The 18,716-nt window shown below is 37.7% G+C and carries 13 protein-coding genes and 1 pseudogene; 5 read left to right on the top strand and 9 right to left on the bottom strand.

The annotated features are described in order from the left end of the window. Positions 1-110 precede the first annotated feature (110 nt). From D5R40_RS09350 to rimI, 6 genes are all read right to left on the bottom strand, one after another. Positions 111-560 (bottom strand): PrnB family protein, encoded by a 450-nt coding sequence (locus tag D5R40_RS09350; RefSeq protein WP_124145545.1) that lies wholly within the window; start codon positions 558-560, stop codon positions 111-113. Positions 561-620: 60 nt separating this feature from the next. After that, positions 621-1,757 (bottom strand): RNA-guided endonuclease InsQ/TnpB family protein, encoded by a 1,137-nt coding sequence (locus tag D5R40_RS09355; protein ID WP_124145546.1) that lies wholly within the window; start codon positions 1,755-1,757, stop codon positions 621-623. A 326-nt stretch (positions 1,758-2,083) separates the two neighbouring features. After that, positions 2,084-3,343, bottom strand: coding sequence for a kynureninase (gene kynU, locus D5R40_RS09360; protein WP_205127406.1), 1,260 nt, complete (start codon positions 3,341-3,343; stop codon positions 2,084-2,086). Between the two features lie 628 nt (positions 3,344-3,971). Then, the gene (locus D5R40_RS09365; RefSeq protein ID WP_124145547.1) at positions 3,972-6,440 is read right to left on the bottom strand and encodes an ATP-dependent Clp protease ATP-binding subunit; all 2,469 of its coding nucleotides are present in this window, start codon (positions 6,438-6,440) and stop codon (positions 3,972-3,974) included. 88 nt (positions 6,441-6,528) lie between these two features. Continuing rightward, positions 6,529-7,779: an RNA-guided endonuclease InsQ/TnpB family protein gene (locus tag D5R40_RS09370; protein WP_124145548.1), complete on the bottom strand. Its 1,251-nt coding sequence runs from the start codon at positions 7,777-7,779 to the stop codon at positions 6,529-6,531. Between the two features lie 896 nt (positions 7,780-8,675). Then, a complete protein-coding gene (gene rimI, locus D5R40_RS09375; RefSeq protein WP_124145549.1) occupies positions 8,676-9,302 on the bottom strand; it encodes a ribosomal protein S18-alanine N-acetyltransferase in 627 nt (208 codons plus the stop codon). Between the two features lie 181 nt (positions 9,303-9,483). Between rimI and D5R40_RS09380 the strand changes: the two are divergent. From D5R40_RS09380 to uppS, 4 genes and pseudogenes are all read left to right on the top strand, one after another. Further along, positions 9,484-10,731, top strand: a pseudogene (locus D5R40_RS09380) (RNA-guided endonuclease InsQ/TnpB family protein). 101 nt (positions 10,732-10,832) lie between these two features. Next, the gene (gene lysA / locus D5R40_RS09385; protein ID WP_124145550.1) at positions 10,833-12,239 is read left to right on the top strand and encodes a diaminopimelate decarboxylase; all 1,407 of its coding nucleotides are present in this window, start codon (positions 10,833-10,835) and stop codon (positions 12,237-12,239) included. 491 nt (positions 12,240-12,730) lie between these two features. Next, a complete protein-coding gene (cdaA, locus tag D5R40_RS09390; protein ID WP_124145551.1) occupies positions 12,731-13,648 on the top strand; it encodes a diadenylate cyclase CdaA in 918 nt (305 codons plus the stop codon). Beyond that, positions 13,645-14,391: an undecaprenyl pyrophosphate synthase gene (gene uppS, locus D5R40_RS09395; RefSeq protein ID WP_124145552.1), complete on the top strand. Its 747-nt coding sequence runs from the start codon at positions 13,645-13,647 to the stop codon at positions 14,389-14,391. The genes cdaA and uppS overlap by 4 nt, the downstream gene beginning before the upstream one ends. A gap of 81 nt (positions 14,392-14,472) precedes the next feature. On the opposite strand, the gene D5R40_RS09400 is transcribed toward uppS, so the two are convergent. The 3 genes from D5R40_RS09400 to D5R40_RS09410 form a co-directional block, all read right to left on the bottom strand. Continuing rightward, entirely contained in the window at positions 14,473-14,745 is a 273-nt protein-coding gene (locus tag D5R40_RS09400) for a DUF3143 domain-containing protein (RefSeq protein WP_124145553.1), read from the bottom strand. Between the two features lie 197 nt (positions 14,746-14,942). After that, positions 14,943-15,416, bottom strand: coding sequence for a J domain-containing protein (locus tag D5R40_RS09405; protein ID WP_124145554.1), 474 nt, complete (start codon positions 15,414-15,416; stop codon positions 14,943-14,945). Between the two features lie 250 nt (positions 15,417-15,666). Then, positions 15,667-15,894, bottom strand: coding sequence for a hypothetical protein (locus D5R40_RS09410; protein WP_124145555.1), 228 nt, complete (start codon positions 15,892-15,894; stop codon positions 15,667-15,669). Between the two features lie 959 nt (positions 15,895-16,853). Between D5R40_RS09410 and lepA the strand changes: the two genes are divergently transcribed. After that, positions 16,854-18,659, top strand: a complete 1,806-nt coding sequence (lepA, locus tag D5R40_RS09415; protein ID WP_124145556.1) for a translation elongation factor 4 — start codon at positions 16,854-16,856, stop codon at positions 18,657-18,659. Positions 18,660-18,716 lie beyond the last annotated feature (57 nt).

The following is an 18,716-nucleotide window of genomic DNA, read 5'->3' on the forward strand; positions in this document are numbered from 1 at the left end:
TTAATAGTTTTGTGAAATGAGCATCTTGCCCAGTCCTTATATTTTCGGGCGGGCAGGATGCCCATCCCACTTATATTTATCCCTTAATTCAGCAACGCCCCCATTTACTATCAAACCACATTCGAGATTAGATTGGCTTTGGTTTGTGCTTCTACTTTTTTGAGAAAAGGGACAAAATTGGTGCCGCCAGTTCCCCTCTGCTCTTTGGGAGCTTGTTGGAGGATATATTGAGCAGCAATTGCCAAGTGCTGTTTTCTAAAGTTCATTAGCTCCTCAACGCAATGATTGTATAAATCACATAAAGCAGGATGACTCTGTTGGTGGTCGATTATAAACTGTTTGATAGATGGTCCTGACCAAATGGCGACAATAAACTGGCGGTGCCTGGGGGACATATAGGAGTGCATCTCCTGCAAAAACGATTGAGTGTTACCTGCGTGTTGTATTCCTAAACCAGCGTCGAGGGACTGTACCAGGGAACATAGAGCTGCACTACCGCCAGCGAATTTTTGCGGTACATCACTGACCGTTCTTAGAAACCTATGATTATCTATATAAATCTATGATTTTCTATAATAAATAATCTGTTCTATTCTTGCTTCAACCTGGCAACGTCGGCGTTATCCAGTCCACAAGCTGTCACGGTCGTTCGCGCTAGCGTTGCGGAGCAAACTGACCGCCTGAGCTAAATTTAACGCTGCGTTCAAGTCTCTATCGCAGCTAAAATTGCAGTGTTCGCAAGTGAAAGCGCGCTCTGATAACAACAGAGACTCTTTTACAGTTCCACAGTTACAACAGGTTTTAGAACTGGGAAACCATCTGTCAACAATGGTTAAGGATGAGCCGTATAGTTGACATTTGTACTCTAGCTGCCTACGAAACTCGTAAAAACCCATATCAGCAATAGCCTTAGCTAGCTTATGATTTGCCATCATTCCTGATACATTTAAGTCTTCTATTACTATTTGGCTGTGATTCTTGGCTAAGTAAGTAGTAAGTTTATGCAATGTATCTTTTCTGATATCAGCTATTTTGCTATGTAGTTTAGCTATCTTAAGTTGCGCTTTTTTCCAATTATTGGAAAACTTGACTTTATGTCGATTCAAGTATTGCAACCGAGAAAGTTGAGCTTCTAACTTTCTATAAGATTTGGCTCCAGGAAATACTTCGCCAGTGGATAATGTTGCTAAAGATTTTATTCCTAAATCTACACCAACTACATCTACTGATTTTTCAGTAATTTGAGTTTCTGTATCTGTCTTGAAACTAATAAACCATCTATCAGCTTTCCTGCTAATAGTTACAGATTTAGGAGTTACATTATCTGGTAAAATTTCATAAGTTTTCACCCATCCAATTCTTGGTAATTTAATCTGATTAAAACCAACTGTAATTGAACCATCTAAAGTAAAGCTATCATCTTTACCTTTTTTCTTGAATTTAGGTTGACCAGACACTTTGGTAAAACAGCGTTTCCAACTATTGGATAAATACCTCAAAGCATACTGAGGTGCTGTTTTAGAAACCTCGTAGTACCAATAGTTATTTGGTTTAACCATTGCTACCAAAAGTTTATGGAGGTCGATTGCAGTAGGAAATTTAAGCTTACTATCAGGATTATGCTGGTTATGGTTTAAGATATTTTTAGTTAACCACAAACCCCAATTATAAGCATGACGCGCTACACCCGCGTGTTTAGCTAGCAATGTTTTTTGGTGGTTATTTGGATGTAACTCTGTTTTGAATCCAAGTAGCATAAACAGATAATCCTAGATTTTAATAGATAATACCAGATTTTAGCCAACAGTTACAAGCCCCGCCAACGCCGACAATGTTCCACCGCGAGATGACGACTCCGGAAAACCGGAATGTTTGGTCTGCCGATGTACAATGCATTGGATAGGCTAGAGTTTATTATATCCTACCTTTTCTTGCAGTGATCACCCTTTTTTTTTATCAGAAGAATTTATATCACATATAACTTTGTTTTATCTAGCCTTGCTCCCGTGCCAGATCTTCCTTTTTCCTCTATACCATTACTATGCAGGACTACCCTTTTTCTGATAATTCCGATCGAGTTTTATTATAATTCTGATAAAGCTTGCACAAATTGAAAAACTTCTGTATAGCGGTTGTAGAGGGGAACAGGTGCAATCCGAAGGGTGTTTGGTTCGCGCCAGTCGCATAATATTCCTCGTTCTGTTAACTTTTCCAGCAAATTTCCCTCGGCATTTTTAATCTGAATCGATAACTGACATCCTCTAGCTTCAGGATTGGCAGGGGTAAGCAATAAAGGTTTGTTTTCTAGACTATTCAATAAGAATTCAAGATAGCCAGTCAGCAGGCGACTTTTAGTTACTAATTGTGCCATTCCCACCCTGGCAAAGATATCTAGAGAAACTGACAGGGACGCTAATGATAAAACATCTGAATTACTAATTTGCCAACCTTCTGCACCGGATGACGGTTCAATATCTTGTTTCATCAGCAACCGCGTTTCAATTTTATTGCCCCACCAACCAGCAAACCGAGGTAAATTGAACTGATGGGCATATTTTTCATGGACGAAACAAGCTCCGACCGCTCCTGGTCCACTATTCATATATTTATAATTGCACCACACTGCAAAATCTACCTGCCAATCATGCAAAGCAAGGGGAACATTGCCAACAGCATGAGCGAGATCGAATCCTACCAAGCAACCGTATTGGTGTGCTTGCTCAGTAATTTTTTTCATCTCGAAAAACTGTCCTGTTAGATAGTTTATTCCTCCTAGAAATACTAAAGCAATTGAATTACCTTCTTGCTCTAATAAGTTTTCAATATCTTCGGTTCTGATGTAGGTTTCGCCCTGACGAGGTTTAATTTCCAGCAAGGTAATTTCTGGATCGTAACCGTGAAATTCAATCTGGGATTTGAGCGCATATCGAGGAGAAGGAAAGGCGTTAGCTTCAATCAGAATTTTGTATTTTTCTGGGCTAGGTCGATAAAATGAGACTAGCATCAGATGCAAGTTCATGGTCAGAGTATTCATGATTGCTATTTCTGACTCCAGTGCGCCGACAATTTCAGCCATTTTTGGCTTTAATGATTTACTATAATCCAGCCAGCGAGGAGTACCGCAGAAGTATCCTTCAATTCCCAGCTTTTCCCAATCATATAATACCTTTTCGATGCTTTCTCGAACAGTTACAGGTTGTAATCCTAGAGAATGACCACAGAAATAGATATTTTCTTCCCCAGAAGCAGCCTTGGGAATATAAAATTCTTTTCGTAAGGAAGCGAGAGGATCTCTAGCATCCATTTGTTCAGCAAATTCTTGTTCCAGTCTATATTCTATCATTGGCTAGTTGGGCATCTCGAAAAATTTGATTTAGCTGATCCATAAAACTGATACAAAGCGTCACATAACGTGAAAAATTGATGTGTACGGACGTTGCATGCAATGTCCCTTGCTTCTACTGAGGTCGTCGGCGGTTACTTAGGGTTTGCTGAAAAAGTCTTTTGGTGGGGGTAGGAGTCAGGAGACAGAAGACAGGAGACAGGAGAAAAGGGAATGAGCGAGGAGGCAGGAGCTAAGTTTTGTCCCTTAATTTTTTTGCCCAACTATGCGCCTAAAATACTAGCTTTTTGAGCTTTTTAGACTGAAACAGGCGCACTTTTTAAAGGCAAAAAAAGGCTGAAACCAATATCTGTCAGTGCTTTGATATTTAATCAGCAAGTCCTACTTATCCACAGGCATTCACGGTTGTTTAACGCCGAAGGCGGAGGGAGCGTAGCTCTCACCGACCGCATCTCTTAAAGTTCTACTCTACTATAATTTACATAGCAATCCTAAATTGGTTCTGACAATTTTTATCATCATTAATTTAAAAATTCTGACTCCCTACTCCCTCAAAACGGCAGAAAGCTTAAACTCTCTGCCGTCTTACCATGAAAAATTAACTTCCGTTCCCAGAAGAAACTAAATCCTACTCAGCTCCTTGAGGCAACAACTCTCGTTTTTCACCTTGAGTAACCTTAACCTGACCATCCTCTCCAACATCAACCACAGCAGTATCGCCCTCACGAACAGCACCAGAAAGAATTTCCTCAGCCAAAACATCCTCAAGCAAACGCATAATTGCCCGACGTAGAGGACGCGCTCCATAACTGGGATTATAACCTTCCTCAACTAACCGCTCTTGGAAGCGTTCAGTAATTTCTAGCTTGATGCCTTTTTCTGTCAAACGACTAAAGACTTCTTTCAACATAATCACAGCAATTTCCTTCACCTCATCCTTATTCAACTGACGGAAGACGATAATCTCATCTAAACGGTTGAGGAATTCTGGGCGGAAATATTGTTTTAGTTCTTCATTAACCAAGTTGCGAATTCGGTTGTATTGAGCATCAGCTTCATTATCGGAGAACTCGAAACCAAGACCACCGCCTCCTTTTTCGATTACCTTAGAACCGATATTGGAGGTCATAATAATTAAGGTATTCTTGAAATCTACTGTACGACCCTTAGCATCAGTCAACCGTCCGTCTTCCAAAATTTGCAACAACATATTGAAGACATCAGGGTGAGCTTTTTCGATTTCATCAAATAGCACCACAGTATAAGGGCGACGACGAACTGCTTCAGTTAGCTGACCACCTTCGTTATAACCCACATAACCAGGAGGAGAACCAATCAACTTAGAAACAGTGTGACGTTCCATGTATTCAGACATATCCAACCGAATCATTGCTTCTTCTGACCCGAAGAAATATGTAGCCAGAGCCTTAGTTAATTCTGTCTTACCAACCCCAGTCGGTCCAGAGAAAATAAAGCTAGCAATTGGTCGGTTGGGGTTTTTCAATCCTACTCTTGCCCGACGAATAGCACGAGATACTGCTCTGACAGCTTCTTCCTGACCAATCAAACGTTGGTGCAGAGTATCTTCCATGTGTAGCAACTTCTCAGATTCAGATTCTGTGAGCTTACTAACTGGAACACCTGTCCAACTTGCAACAATATGAGCAATATCTTCTTCATTAACCACTGGAGAATCATTTTCACTCGTGGAATCTGTCTTTTTACTTTGAGCAAGGGAACGAATTTCAGATTTAATCTCCATTTCCCGATCGCGCAACTCTCCTGCCTTATCAAAATCTTGAGAGCGTACTGCCTCATCCTTTTCTTTAAGAATTTGACGCAACTCTTTATCTAACTCCTTAGCTGCCGGAGGAAGTTGAGAATTAATCAAACGAACCCGGGAACCTGCCTCATCAATCAAATCAATAGCTTTATCCGGTAAATAGCGATCGCTAATATAGCGGTCTGACAATTTAGCAGCAGCTTCTAGAGCTGTATCCAAAATTTTTAACTTATGATGTTGTTCGTAACGTTCCCTTAAACCGTATAAAATTTCAATTGTCTCTTCAACGGAAGGTTCACCCACCATTACTGGTTGGAAACGACGTTCGAGTGCCGCATCTCGTTCAATATGTTTGCGATACTCATCGAGGGTTGTTGCCCCTATACACTGTAGCTCCCCACGAGCCAAAGCAGGCTTCAAAATATTAGCCGCATCAATTGCCCCTTCTGCTGCACCAGCTCCAATTAGAGTATGAACCTCATCTATAACTAGGATGACATTACCCGCAGAGCGAATTTCATCCATAATTTTCTTCAGACGTTCCTCAAACTCTCCTCGATATTTTGTGCCAGCCACCAATAGACCAATGTCCAGAGTAACTACCCGCTTTTCTTCAAGAATATCTGGTATATCATTATTAGCAATACGTTGTGCCAGACCTTCAGCGATCGCTGTTTTTCCGACCCCTGGTTCTCCAATCAAAACTGGATTATTTTTCGTTCTACGACCTAGAATTTGAATAACCCGTTCAATTTCGTTTTGCCTTCCCACTACTGGGTCCAACTTACCTTCAGATGCCATTTGAGTCAGATTAGAACCAAACTCATCCAGAGTAGGAGTTTTAGTCCGTCCACCGCCACCACCAGCAGTGACTTCTGCAGTTTCACCCAACATCCGAATTACCTGAGTCCGTACCTTCGAGAGGTCTACGCCCAAGTTTTCTAGAACTCTTGCTGCAACTCCTTCCCCTTCTCGAATTAAACCCAGAAGTAGATGCTCAGTACCAATATAGTTATGTCCTAATTGCCGTGCTTCCTCCAAGGATAATTCTAAAACCCTTTTAGCTCTGGGAGTAAAAGGAATTTCTACAGCCACAAATCCAGATCCACGGCCAATTATTTTTTCTACCTCAATCCTAGCGTCCTTGAGATTAACACCCATAGATTTGAGAACTTTGGCCGCAACACCTGTGCCTTCTCCAATTAGACCCAGGAGGATTTGTTCCGTCCCCACAAAGTTATGTCCCAAGCGCCGAGCCTCTTCTTGGGCCAACATTATCACTTTGATTGCTTTTTCGGTGAAGCGTTCAAACATAATTAATTAATTCCTATTATTTATAAAGTTCCCCTTACGGTTATTCTAGCGTGACATTTATATTAAAACTGTTACCGCTCAACTAAACTTACTCAAACTGAATGAGAAAGCCTGAAATATTAGTCATTCGTAGTGGATCAACCACCACAGGGTTAAACGGCAAACCCTTTATTCCTTGGTCAAAGACATCAGGAATTACTTTTTTAATAATGTTAAACGACCCATTTACATCAGCATTTAATAATTTATTTTCCCTAGTTTTATACAACCCTCTTGTTACTCTTTTTCCACTAAATTCCGGTTTTTGTTCTCCATCTTTGGGTAAATCATCCCCATCTAAACAGCTCGATTGAGATGTATAGGATTCTTCGGTAATTATTACTTTTATTCCTCTTAGTTGGGCTTTATACCTTAACATCTCTATTAACCTATAGTGAGGGATATTCACAAATTGTTGATTGTTCTTTTTCCCTAATTTTATTTCTTGTTTCCAAGTCTGATTATACCCAATAATTAAGGTCCCTATTTCATAGTTTACACACCAATCTATTACTATTTTACTTGCTGTATGAAGATAGTTTTCTACTCGACAATTTCGTTTGTGAGTTAATTTTTTTAACCGATGATAATTACTTTTATTGTGGTTATTTTTTAATTGAGATTGTAAACAAGAGCGCTGTTTATTATAAAAAGTGTTGATTGCTTTTAATGGTCTGCCTTTAATCAAAAGAGGTGATATTCCTGTTTGATTTGTCGTTACAGCTATTAAGTTATTTACTCCTAAATCTACTCCTGCTATTTGTTGATTATTTGTTATTTCCTCCTGTTTTTCATAGACTATTTCTATAAGATAACAGCTACTTTTGGGGATGATTCTTGCCTCTATTATTTCTGTCTGTGAAGTAGGAATTTTTATTTCACTCATCGACAGATGACAAATCCCTTTTTTTAAGGCTTTTTTGTAAATTGATTCATCTGGATAAGGCAGAATATTTCGGCCTTTTGACTTATGTTTATATTTGGGAATTTTTGGTTTTCCTAAAAATTTATTTTGCTGTTTTTTCCACTCTCTTAAAGCTGAAAAATAATGTTTCCAACTTTGATCTAATCTCTTAATAATTTGCTTACTTACCTTGGTAGGTAAAGCTTGATAATCATCAGTTTTAGATACCTTGTGATACAGTTCATTAAAATTTAATTTCTTTTGATCGCAAAAGAAGTATTGACGATAATAATAGTTAGCTAAATTGAACAGATTTTTCGACAAAAAAGCCTTGTGGTCAATTTCTGACCACAAATAATGTGATTTGCTGATAACATGACGTTCAACTAGCTTCATACCTTAATTGTAGCTGATAGCGACTCAATGGATAGACAACTGAAAAAAAACTTACTTATTTTAGTTTGATAGCTATAATTATGAGTAAGTTTGATGAACTTTAGAGAAGTTTACGCTTTCTGTATTTACCCCGCAAAATGCTTATTCAGACTTGAGATAGTTCATAAAAATATAGTCACATAAGACATATCCTTCGGAACCCAGGTGTCACCCTGACTGGGTGTTAGCGTTTGCGTAGCATTCAGCAGGAAAGCTCCCCCGAAGGAGATACTACAACACCCTCGCTTCCCATAGTTAAAGACAAAAGTGAGCTGCTTTTCTCATTATATTCAGAGAACCGTTCACGCAACTCATTGATTAATCCTTTGGTGGCGGTGCAATTGCATTCCTCTTTCTACTCTTTTTCCTGAAAAAGTAACTTGATTTTTCTCACCTTTGTTGTACACTGGAATCAAATCATTATCTATAAAGCTTGCTTTTGAGATGTAAGATTCTAAAGAATTTAACGTTATGTACTTCCTCCTCCATTAATGGTATTTACACTTACATATTTATAGCCAAAATATAATTTGAGTTTCTAAAGTATAGCTCAGGTTTTTATATAGAGATGATTAAATCTGCTTGTTTATTTTAAGAAATTCTAAAGTTTTATCGGTAACAATTATCTATTTCAGTCAACTAAATCTTTGCTATTAATGTAGTTTTTATATTTAGATTCTATGAGAAAATATCTTAACAAAATGCAATATTGGGTGAGATTTTTAGACTTTTTATGTGTTTTTAGATTTTTTACAGATTATATCTATAAACTCCATACAATAAATTTAAAGTGTAGGCAAAAGGGTCTATAAACAAAATTAACTCAAAATAATAAAGCTATTTGAGTTGAGCGATCGCTAATTACCAATAACCGATTCTAACTTTTCCCACCTTACTTCATAGTCATTCAGACGAGCGATCGCTTGTCTATGCCATTGGGACAAAGTTTGCTCAAATTCTGGGTCATGGAGATGACCACGCCATAGAATTAGAGCATCTTCGCCAGTTTGCTGATAATATCCTCGACGACGGCCCACATCTTGAAACCCAAACTTGTGATAAAGGGACAATGCAGATGTATTTGAAGCTGCAACTTCTAAGGTGGCTCTCTCTAAACCTCTGTCCCAAGCAGACCTCATTAAGGAATATAATAATAACTGACCTAAACCCAGACGTTGGTATTGGGGATGAATTCCGAGAATAGTGATATGTGCTTCCTCTAAAATAGCCCATAAACAACCTATGCCAATTATGGACTGATAATTGGTAAGCTCTGATTTAGAGTTAGAAGATTTAAAGGTTACCTCCCTTTTCATCTCTTCATTCATTTGGCTAATTACTAAAATTAGCAAATCACTGTTAGGACTTTCTAGTTCTTGCTGATAACCTTGAAAATTCCAGAGTCCACCAAAGCAGAGTCGATCCAATTCAACCACGCTAGAAATATGCTTTGGACTCATTGGTTGAATCGTAATAATTGCCATAATTGCAAAAGTCTAAATTCTAGATAAAAAATTAATCAAAAATTGACCAAAAAAAGCAGGTCTCAATTCGCACCCTAGAAGGACAGTTAACCTCAATCAAGTTGCCCAAATTGAATTGAACGTCAGATCACAGATCATATACGCCAGACAAGCTAGCGTTAAGATTATGATAGTGTAAGAATTGAAAGCCAAGGGAAAACTGAATCAATATCAAGGGATTGATGAGGCAATTCGGACGGGTCAATTCCTGAGAAACTTATGTCTGCTTTATTGGATGGACAATCGAGGTTTAGGGAGAAAAGAACTGTACTCAGTACAATACCGAAATACGCGCAATGTATCCCTTTGTCAAAGATTTAAACTCTCATGCTTGTCAGGCATCTGTAGAACGGTGTTGGTCAGCAATTGCCAAGTTTTTCTTAAACTGTAACAAGAAAGTACCAGGCAAAAAGGGTTTCCCAAAATTAAAAAAACATAGCCGTTCAGTTGAATATAAAATCAGCGGCTGGAAATTGCATGACCCTAAAAATATTGAATTTACTGACAAAAAAGGTATAGGAAAACTCAAATTGATGGGGACGTGGGACTTGGCCTTCTATCCAATTGAACAGATTATAAAGAGTGAGATTGCTTAGACGAGCTGATGGTGATTATTGTCAGTTCTGTATCAGCGTAGATATCAAGGTTGATGTAGAACAGACATTGCATAACGTTGGCTTAGATGTGGGACTCAAAGAGTTCTACACAGATTCAGATGGCAATACAGAGTATAATCCACAGTTCTACAGGAAGAGTCAGAAACGACTTAAATTTTATCAAAGTCGGGTTTCTTGCAAGAAAAAAGGCAGTGCTAACCCCAAGTGCGCCATTAATAAACTCGGATCAGTACACCTCAAAATAAGTAGGCAACGTGAAGAACATGCTAAGAGACTAGGACATTGCGTAGTCCAGTCTAAGGATGTGGTCGCCTATGTAGAGGCAGAGCGACGTGCCGGAGGCAGATTTGAGGATTAAGAATCTAGTTAAGAATCACTGTCTGGCTAAGTCTATTAATGATGCAGGTTGGTATAAATTCAGAAAAGCGATGCAGCGCGGTCTTGAGGGTTTCCCCCATGAGCGATTGCATCAAGAATGGTTAGAGTATTTTGGCCATAGATTCGGTAAAGCCACTGTTGCAGTCAACCCAGCTTATACTAGCCAAAATTGTTTAAACTGTGGAACCACGGTCAAGAAATCACTATCAACTAGAACTCATCTTTGTCAATGTGGATGTGTTCTGGACCGAGACCACAATACAGCTATCAACATTCTGAATATCGCCCTTGGTACTGTGGGGCACACAGAAACCAGGCTCATCCAGTCAAACACTTTGGGAGACTTCTCCTCTACTGGGGTAGGAGAAATCTTGTCTCAGCAAGTCTGGTCATAGAACGAAGAATCTCCGTCAATTCATCGCGGGGAGTGTCAAAAAGTGAAATAACTTCTATATTATTAAATTAGACTACTAGAGTATAACTCTGTACAACACTTATGGTATCAACTCAACCTGTAATATCCGCAAATTCTGGACTTCAGTATTTGCCAAAAATGGAAAGTTCACCAAATCAGGAACTTTTACCACTCACTGCCAAAGTTAACAATCTAGACCACTTAGAAATCGGTGGCTGGGATGTCCCAGCACTGGTCGAGAAATTTGGCTCACCTCTATATATATTGGACGAATATACTCTCAGAACAGCTTGTCGTCAATATCGAGATGCACTTAAACAGTACTACCCTGGAGAATCTTTGGTTCTTTATGCTTCTAAAGCTTGGAGCTGTCTAGCAGTATGTGCTATTTGTGGTTCTGAAGGTTTAGGTATAGACGTTGTATCTGGAGGTGAATTATACACAGCTATCCAAGCAGGTATTAATCCAGAGAAAATATACTTACATGGCAATAATAAATCTCTTGCAGAATTAAGTTTAGCGGTCGAAACAGATTGTGTAATTGTTATCGACAATTGGCTAGAATTAAAAACATTAGCCGATTTAAAAAACGAACAAACAGAAGCACTAGAAAATCCCACAAAAATAATGGTGAGGTTTACACCTGGTATTGAATGTCATACCCACGAATACATTCGTACAGGTCATCTAGATAGTAAATTTGGATTTGACCCTAACCAATTAAATGATGTTTTTAGCTTCATAAGTCAACAACAAAAACTATCATTTATAGGAATTCATGCTCATATAGGTTCCCAAATTTTTGAAGTTCAGCCCCATCAAGATTTAGCAAGTGTAATGGTAGATGCAATGACAACTGCCATGGCACATAATCTATCAGTCACAGAAATTAATATGGGTGGTGGTTTAGGAATCCGTTATACTGAAGCAGATGACCCTCCTAGTATTGAAACTTGGGTTCACAATATCAGTAAGGCAATGGTAGATGCTTGCCAAGCTAGACAATTACCTTTACCAAAACTATTATGCGAACCTGGACGTTCAATTATTAGCCAGGCTTGTGTAACAGCTTATACAATTGGTGCTCAAAAACAAGTTCCAGAAATTAGGACTTATATATCAGTAGATGGGGGAATGTCAGATAATCCTCGTCCAATCACCTATCAATCTCTTTATCGAGTGGTTGTAGCTAATAAATTCTCTGAACCTGTAACAGAAACAGTTACCGTTGCTGGTAAACATTGTGAATCTGGTGACATTCTAGTTAAAAATGCCATGTTACCCGTAACTCAACCAGGAGATTGCTTGGTAGTAATGGCTACTGGTGCGTATAACTATAGCATGGCTTCTAACTACAATCGTCTACCACGTCCAGCAGGAGTTTTAGTTAGCAATGACGAAGTAAATGTAATATTACAAAGGGAAACTTACCAAGATTTACTCAGTCACGATGTTTTACCAGAACGAATAGCTATAGAACAATCATAGTATTTGATTCCAATGCAAAAAAGCTAACAATAGCAAGATGAAAAAATCAAACTGTTGTATGTCTTATAACTTACTATAGATACAGAAATTTGATTTTTAACCTAATTTGGCAATAAGTTCCATGTCTACTGATAACTCAAAAGCAAATTCTGGCGTTGGCATAATTTGTTACTAAGCAAAAATGATGCTATAAGGAATAGTTAAGACTAAGGGGAGGTGAGACAGATGTAACTATAAGTTAGTGAACTAGAATTTGCATCAAGATGCTTATACTATAGTAGATAAAAGAGTATAGCATCTATATGTATTCTGCAAAGCTACTAATGCTAAAAAATGTCCAATTAACAGTGGATGATCAAACTTATTGTTCATTGATATTGATAATTAATTATTTACATTACGTAAGAGAATAAATGCTCTTTGCTGGTGATGACACCAATGTTAAATAAAAAAACATCAAAAGTTGACGTTAGATTAATAATTAAAGTTCAATGAAATCGGGTCTTAGTAATGACCCAGGCTTGATGAAGTCCTTATTAGTACATAGTATTGATATCGGACTGGTTCTAGCCTTGATATATATGGTGCTTGTCATCATAGGGGAACGTCGTACACTATGGATGGTAAGAGGGTTTATAGTCTTAATGTTGGCTTCGGCCTTAAGTCATTGGGCTGGATTAAAGCTTTTAAGTTTTGCCCTCAACAGTTTAGTCATAGGTTCTGCTGTTTCCATGGCAGTAATATTACAATCAGAATTCCGTAGGTTTCTTGAGCAGTTGGGACAGGGAGAAATTCTGCAAATGTTTGGACATAATCGTAGAGTTTTACCTGAATCAGATAGCATTATTGATGAAATAGTAGAATCAATCAAACAACTGTCTCAAAATCGTATAGGCGCTTTGTTAATCATAGAAACAGATGGGCCTATAGATGAGAGAGATTTTTCTGTGCCTGGTGTGAAGTTAAACGCTGAACTTTCTAAGGAACTATTACAGACCATATTTCAGCCAAAAACTTTATTACATGATGGCGCAGTCCTAATTAGAGAACATAAAGTTATATCAGCTGGTGTGATTCTACCATTGTCTGAAAGAATAGCTTCCAGGCAATTAGGGACTCGTCATAGAGCAGCTATGGGAATTACAGAACAAGTAGAAAAGTGCCTCTGCGTAGTGGTGTCTGAAGAAACTGGTTCTATATCTCTGGCTGAAAAAGGGACTTTAAATCGACCCTTAACCAGTAATAAACTTAAGGAATTATTAGAACAACGCCTATTTCTATCAGGTAGTGAAAAAAATACAAAACCATTCACCATACTTAATCTTGGAGTTCAAATAGGAACAAAAGGATCGAGATTAATGTCATGTATGCTTCGTCAAAGTCCACCAGCTCCTCGAAAGAAAAGATGAATCAAGGAACTTGCTTACAAGATTTACCTGTTGACCTAGAACCAGAAAAGTTGCCTCGCCACGTAGCTGTAATTATGGATGGTAATGGCCGCTGGGCAGGACGCAGGGGTTTACCTCGAATTATGGGTCATAGGCGTGGGGTGGAAGCGCTGAAAGCCTTATTACAGTGTAGTAAAGATTGGGGTATAGAAGCATTAACTGCTTACGCATTCTCTAGTGAAAATTGGGGCAGGCCACTAGAGGAAGTTAATTTTTTGATGAGTTTATTTGAAAGAATTTTACGTCAAGAGCTACAGGAAATGGTGGCAGAAGATGTTCAAATTAGATTTGTTGGTAATCTAAGTTCTTTACCTCTATCTTTACAAGCTGAGATTAAACATTCAATGGAAATGACTCAGCAAAATCAGGGGATTAAGTTTACTGTAGCTACTAATTATGGAGGACGTCAGGAGATTGTACATGCTTGTCAAGCGATCGCCTCTCAGGTACAAAAAGGTTTACTCAAACCAGAAGAAATTAATGAAGGGTTATTTGAGCAATATCTTTATACTGCTGGAATTTCTCATCCAGATTTATTAATTCGTACCAGTGGGGAAATGAGAATTAGTAATTTTTTATTATGGCAAATGGCTTATTCGGAAATCTATGTTACTGAAACATTTTGGCCTGACTTTAACCGCTCTGAATTTCATCGTGCCTTATTTGCTTATCAAAAACGTCAACGCAGATTTGGTAAAATATGATACGAAAATCTATTTACGCAATACAGAAAGCTAATATTTTTGATTCGTAAGTTCAATTTTGTTGGCTGGAGTTATCTTTAACTAAGGCCCACAAAAAATTGCTTCTTCAAGGTCTTGACGACTCAAAGAATATTTAAAGGAGCGTTGAATATCATCACCATTATCACTAGCGTCTACATACCGCACCGTAAGTTGATCGATATCAAGTGATAATTCTGCTTTCCAGGTAGGTTTTTCAACCCACCAACAATGTAATTTTTCAGAATTTTGTTGGCAACCATTTTCTTGGAGCCATTCTTCAATTTTGGGCAGAGGGTGGTTATATAAAGGAGTGTCTGGTTTGGGAGTATCCATTTTTTTGTATCTACAAACAAAAAATATCTAGACTTAATAATAATTTTAATAACTTACAAAGACTTCCAGTAATTCAGTTGCGTCAATTCTAGAACATATAATATATTTACTTTTTCCAATAATTTTTAAAATAATATCATAGAAATTAATCAAATCTTAAATATTTATATATAACTATTTTGATCAAATCAATAAAGCTATAATGAGTATTTGATTTCTATGAATTGATTTCCTGGTGGTTCAATAGGTTGGATAGTTACCTCTGGACGTATGAGGCCAATAGTAATAGCTATCAACAAACAACTAATTAAAGTTATACCTATAATCAATAAAGCAAATAATTCACCAGCAGATAATGGTCTGTCTTGAGGGTCTAAGTAGGCAGAGGAATTTCTATAATTAAAATTAACTCTTTGACTCAAATCATCTACATATAAGCGCCTAATTTTTTGGTCGTACTCTAATCTTTTTTCTGAGTTCACGAGAGTAGCATAAGCTTCATTAATTTGCTGGAATTTTACAGTAGCGATCGCCTTCGGCATATCTGTAGTATCTGGATGATAGCGCTTACTTAGTTCTCGATATGCTCTTCTAATTTCCTGATTAGATGCTTTTGGATGGAGTCCAAGCAAAGAATAATAACTCACACCCAAAGGAGTGTATTTTGACATTCTTTAATTTTGGTTGTTTGTAGTTTCCAAACTCAATTAATTTTTGTCAATAACTATTTACTAACTCACTGATTTCAATTGTCTTTAACAACTCATAGTTGGTTGGTGAGATATAGGATATATTTTGATTTATCAAAAATTATCTTTAAGTTTCATTTAATTAATCAAAAGTTTGGATAATTGATAATCTTAAATAAAATCTATGATTAACTTCTATAAACCTTTCACATAATCTGAAGTAAATAGTATCTTAATCGTTCCATTCCCCTCTTGGTGGGATAGGAGGATTTCTTTGCAGTGTCAGGGCTAACTCATCTTCTGGAAGTCCTCCTCTTAACCACTGGCGAAGGGCACTTTCAATGACCTTACTCGGGTCATTTGTCAAATGTTGAACTTGGTCTAATAATCTAGAATCTATGTTTATAGATAATTCTACTTTTTCTGGTAATTTCGACTGATTAACTTCAGGCTGATTCATAGCAAGACAATCTTATAAATCTAGAAAAGCTACTTTATATTATGTTGACATACTCCACTCCATGAAATGAGTGAATTTTCTCAAGCTCACCGATAGAGATTACTGGTTTGTCCAGTCCACTTAACAACTATCTGTATCTATCGCAACAGATCATCAAATATGGCTATGTCCACAGTCATTGAGTTGACTGGCCTTAGTTGACTGATGTCCTCCGCCACTATTTTTTTAATCTAAATATGGATTTTGGGTCTTTGGAAAAATTAATTTATTCAGATGTTTTTTACTGTGTTTGGCCTACCACAGACATAGTATTAATTTCGGCAGGTTGTCAGTTTCTTGTATTTTCCCTCATGTCTATATATTTCAACAAATTTCACTTTAACACAAAGTAGTATTTCAAGGAATAGAAAAATTTTTATAGTCATAAACACAATTCATAATGTGTATTAATTTTTACATATCGACCTCAAAAGAGAAGTTCTCAATTAGTGAAGAATCTGGAATTTGATCGTCGCTACGGTTTCTTTAGTGATAGGTTGTAGGTGTAGAAAACAGGCACTAGCAATTGCTCCAGGCTTTAATTATAGCATAAAAATAGAATATAGAGGAAAGTTATACCTATGGTAGGGGCGTTTTCGGTGCGGAATGTTACACAAATACAAATATATCGGCGACAGCCATTAACCAGCATTGTGCGCTAGCTTTGAGCGGAAGCTCTGTGAAGCGAAAACAGCCGTTCCCATAGAATCTCTTTAACTGTAGTCCCCATAGTAGTCAAGAGTAATCATAGAAATTTCTTTTTTAACCAGGAAACAATTTAGACCAGAACCTAAATTAAGTCAGACTAAAGCTCAAAAATCTTCAGAATTAAAATATGTTAAGAATTATAGATAGATTGAATTAATTGTGCCAAGACCATAACAAAAATAAGGCATTTCAAATTATTAACAAAAGAAAGTATGACAAAAGTTCCTGTATCTCACATTCGTAACTTTTCAATCATTGCCCATATAGATCATGGAAAATCAACTTTAGCCGATCGCCTCCTACAAGCAACTGGCACTGTGGAAGACCGTGAAATGAAAGAGCAATTTCTAGACACAATGGACTTAGAAAGGGAGCGTGGTATCACAATCAAGCTGCAAGCTGCCCGAATGAATTATCATGCTGAAAATGGAGAAGAATATGTATTAAATCTTATAGATACCCCTGGCCATGTAGACTTTTCTTATGAGGTGTCGCGCTCTCTGGCGGCTTGTGAAGGTGCTTTACTAGTAGTAGATGCTTCCCAAGGAGTAGAAGCTCAGACTTTAGCTAATGTCTACCTAGCTTTGGAGCATAACCTAGAAATTATTCCGGTCTTAAATAAAATTGACCTTCCAGGAGCAGAACCAGATAGAGTAAAACAAGAGATAGAAGAAATAATTGGCCTAGACTGTTCGGGGGCAATTTTAGCATCTGCCAAAGAAGGAATTGGAATTCCGGAAATTCTCGCATCAATTGTTAAATTAGTACCACCACCACAAGATACTATTGATGAAAAATTACGCGCTCTCATCTTTGATAGTTATTATGACCCATATCGAGGGGTAATTGTATATTTCCGGGTCATGGATGGGACTATTGCTAAAGGCGATCGTATCCGACTCATAGCATCAGGAAAAGAGTATGAAATAGATGAACTGGGAGTTCTCTCCCCTACCCAAAAACCAGTAAAAGAGCTTCACGCAGGAGAAGTAGGTTATTTAGGAGCGGCCATCAAAGCAGTGGAAGATGCCAGGGTGGGAGATACAATTACTCTAGCCAAAAAACAAGCAGAGGCCCCTTTGCCTGGTTATACAGAAGCTAAACCTATGGTATTTTGTGGCTTATTTCCCACCGATGCCGACCAGTTTCCAGATTTACGAGAAGCTCTAGACCGACTCAAACTCAATGATGCAGCTCTATCTTATGAAGCAGAAACATCAAGCGCAATGGGTTTTGGGTTTCGGTGTGGTTTTTTAGGGTTGCTGCATATGGAAATTGTCCAGGAAAGGTTAGAGCGAGAATATAATCTAGATTTAATTGTTACTTCTCCATCAGTAGTTTATCGAGTAACCACTAATAAAGAAGAAGTTATTCTGATTGATAATCCAAATTTACTACCAGACCCTAATCACCGAGAAAAAATGGAAGAACCTTATGTCCAGGTAGAAATGATTACTCCAGAAGAATATGTAGGGACATTAATGGAGTTGGGTCAATCACGACGTGGGATATTTAAGGATATGAAGTATCTAACTAAGGGTAGAACAACTTTAGTATATGAAATTCCTTTGGCAGAAGTAGTAACAGACTTTTTTGACCAAATGAAATCTCGGTCTCGTGGTTATGCAAGTATGGAATATCAACTCATAGGGTATCGTGAAAATCCTCTGGTGAAGCTAGATATTATGATTAACGCTGAACCAGTAGATGCTTTAGCTGTAATTGTACATCGCGATAAAGCTTATGGAGTAGGTCGTGCTTTGACAGAAAAACTTAAAGAATTAATTCCTCGCCATCAATTTAAAGTACCAATTCAAGCATCTATTGGTTCTAAAGTTATTGCTAGTGAACATATTCCTGCTTTACGGAAAGATGTTTTAGCTAAATGTTATGGTGGGGATATTAGCCGTAAGAAAAAATTACTGCAAAAACAGGCAAAAGGTAAAAAACGAATGAAGTCATTAGGTACAGTTGATGTGCCACAAGAAGCTTTTATGGCAGTGCTGCGATTAGATTAATACCTTAACTAAGTTGTTTTTTAGAGATTCGATACACTTTCTGTGCTAATATGTTTC

The sequence above is a fragment of the Okeania hirsuta genome (genome assembly GCF_003838195.1).
In the GTDB taxonomy this organism is placed as follows: Bacteria; Cyanobacteriota; Cyanobacteriia; order Cyanobacteriales; family Microcoleaceae; genus Okeania; species Okeania hirsuta.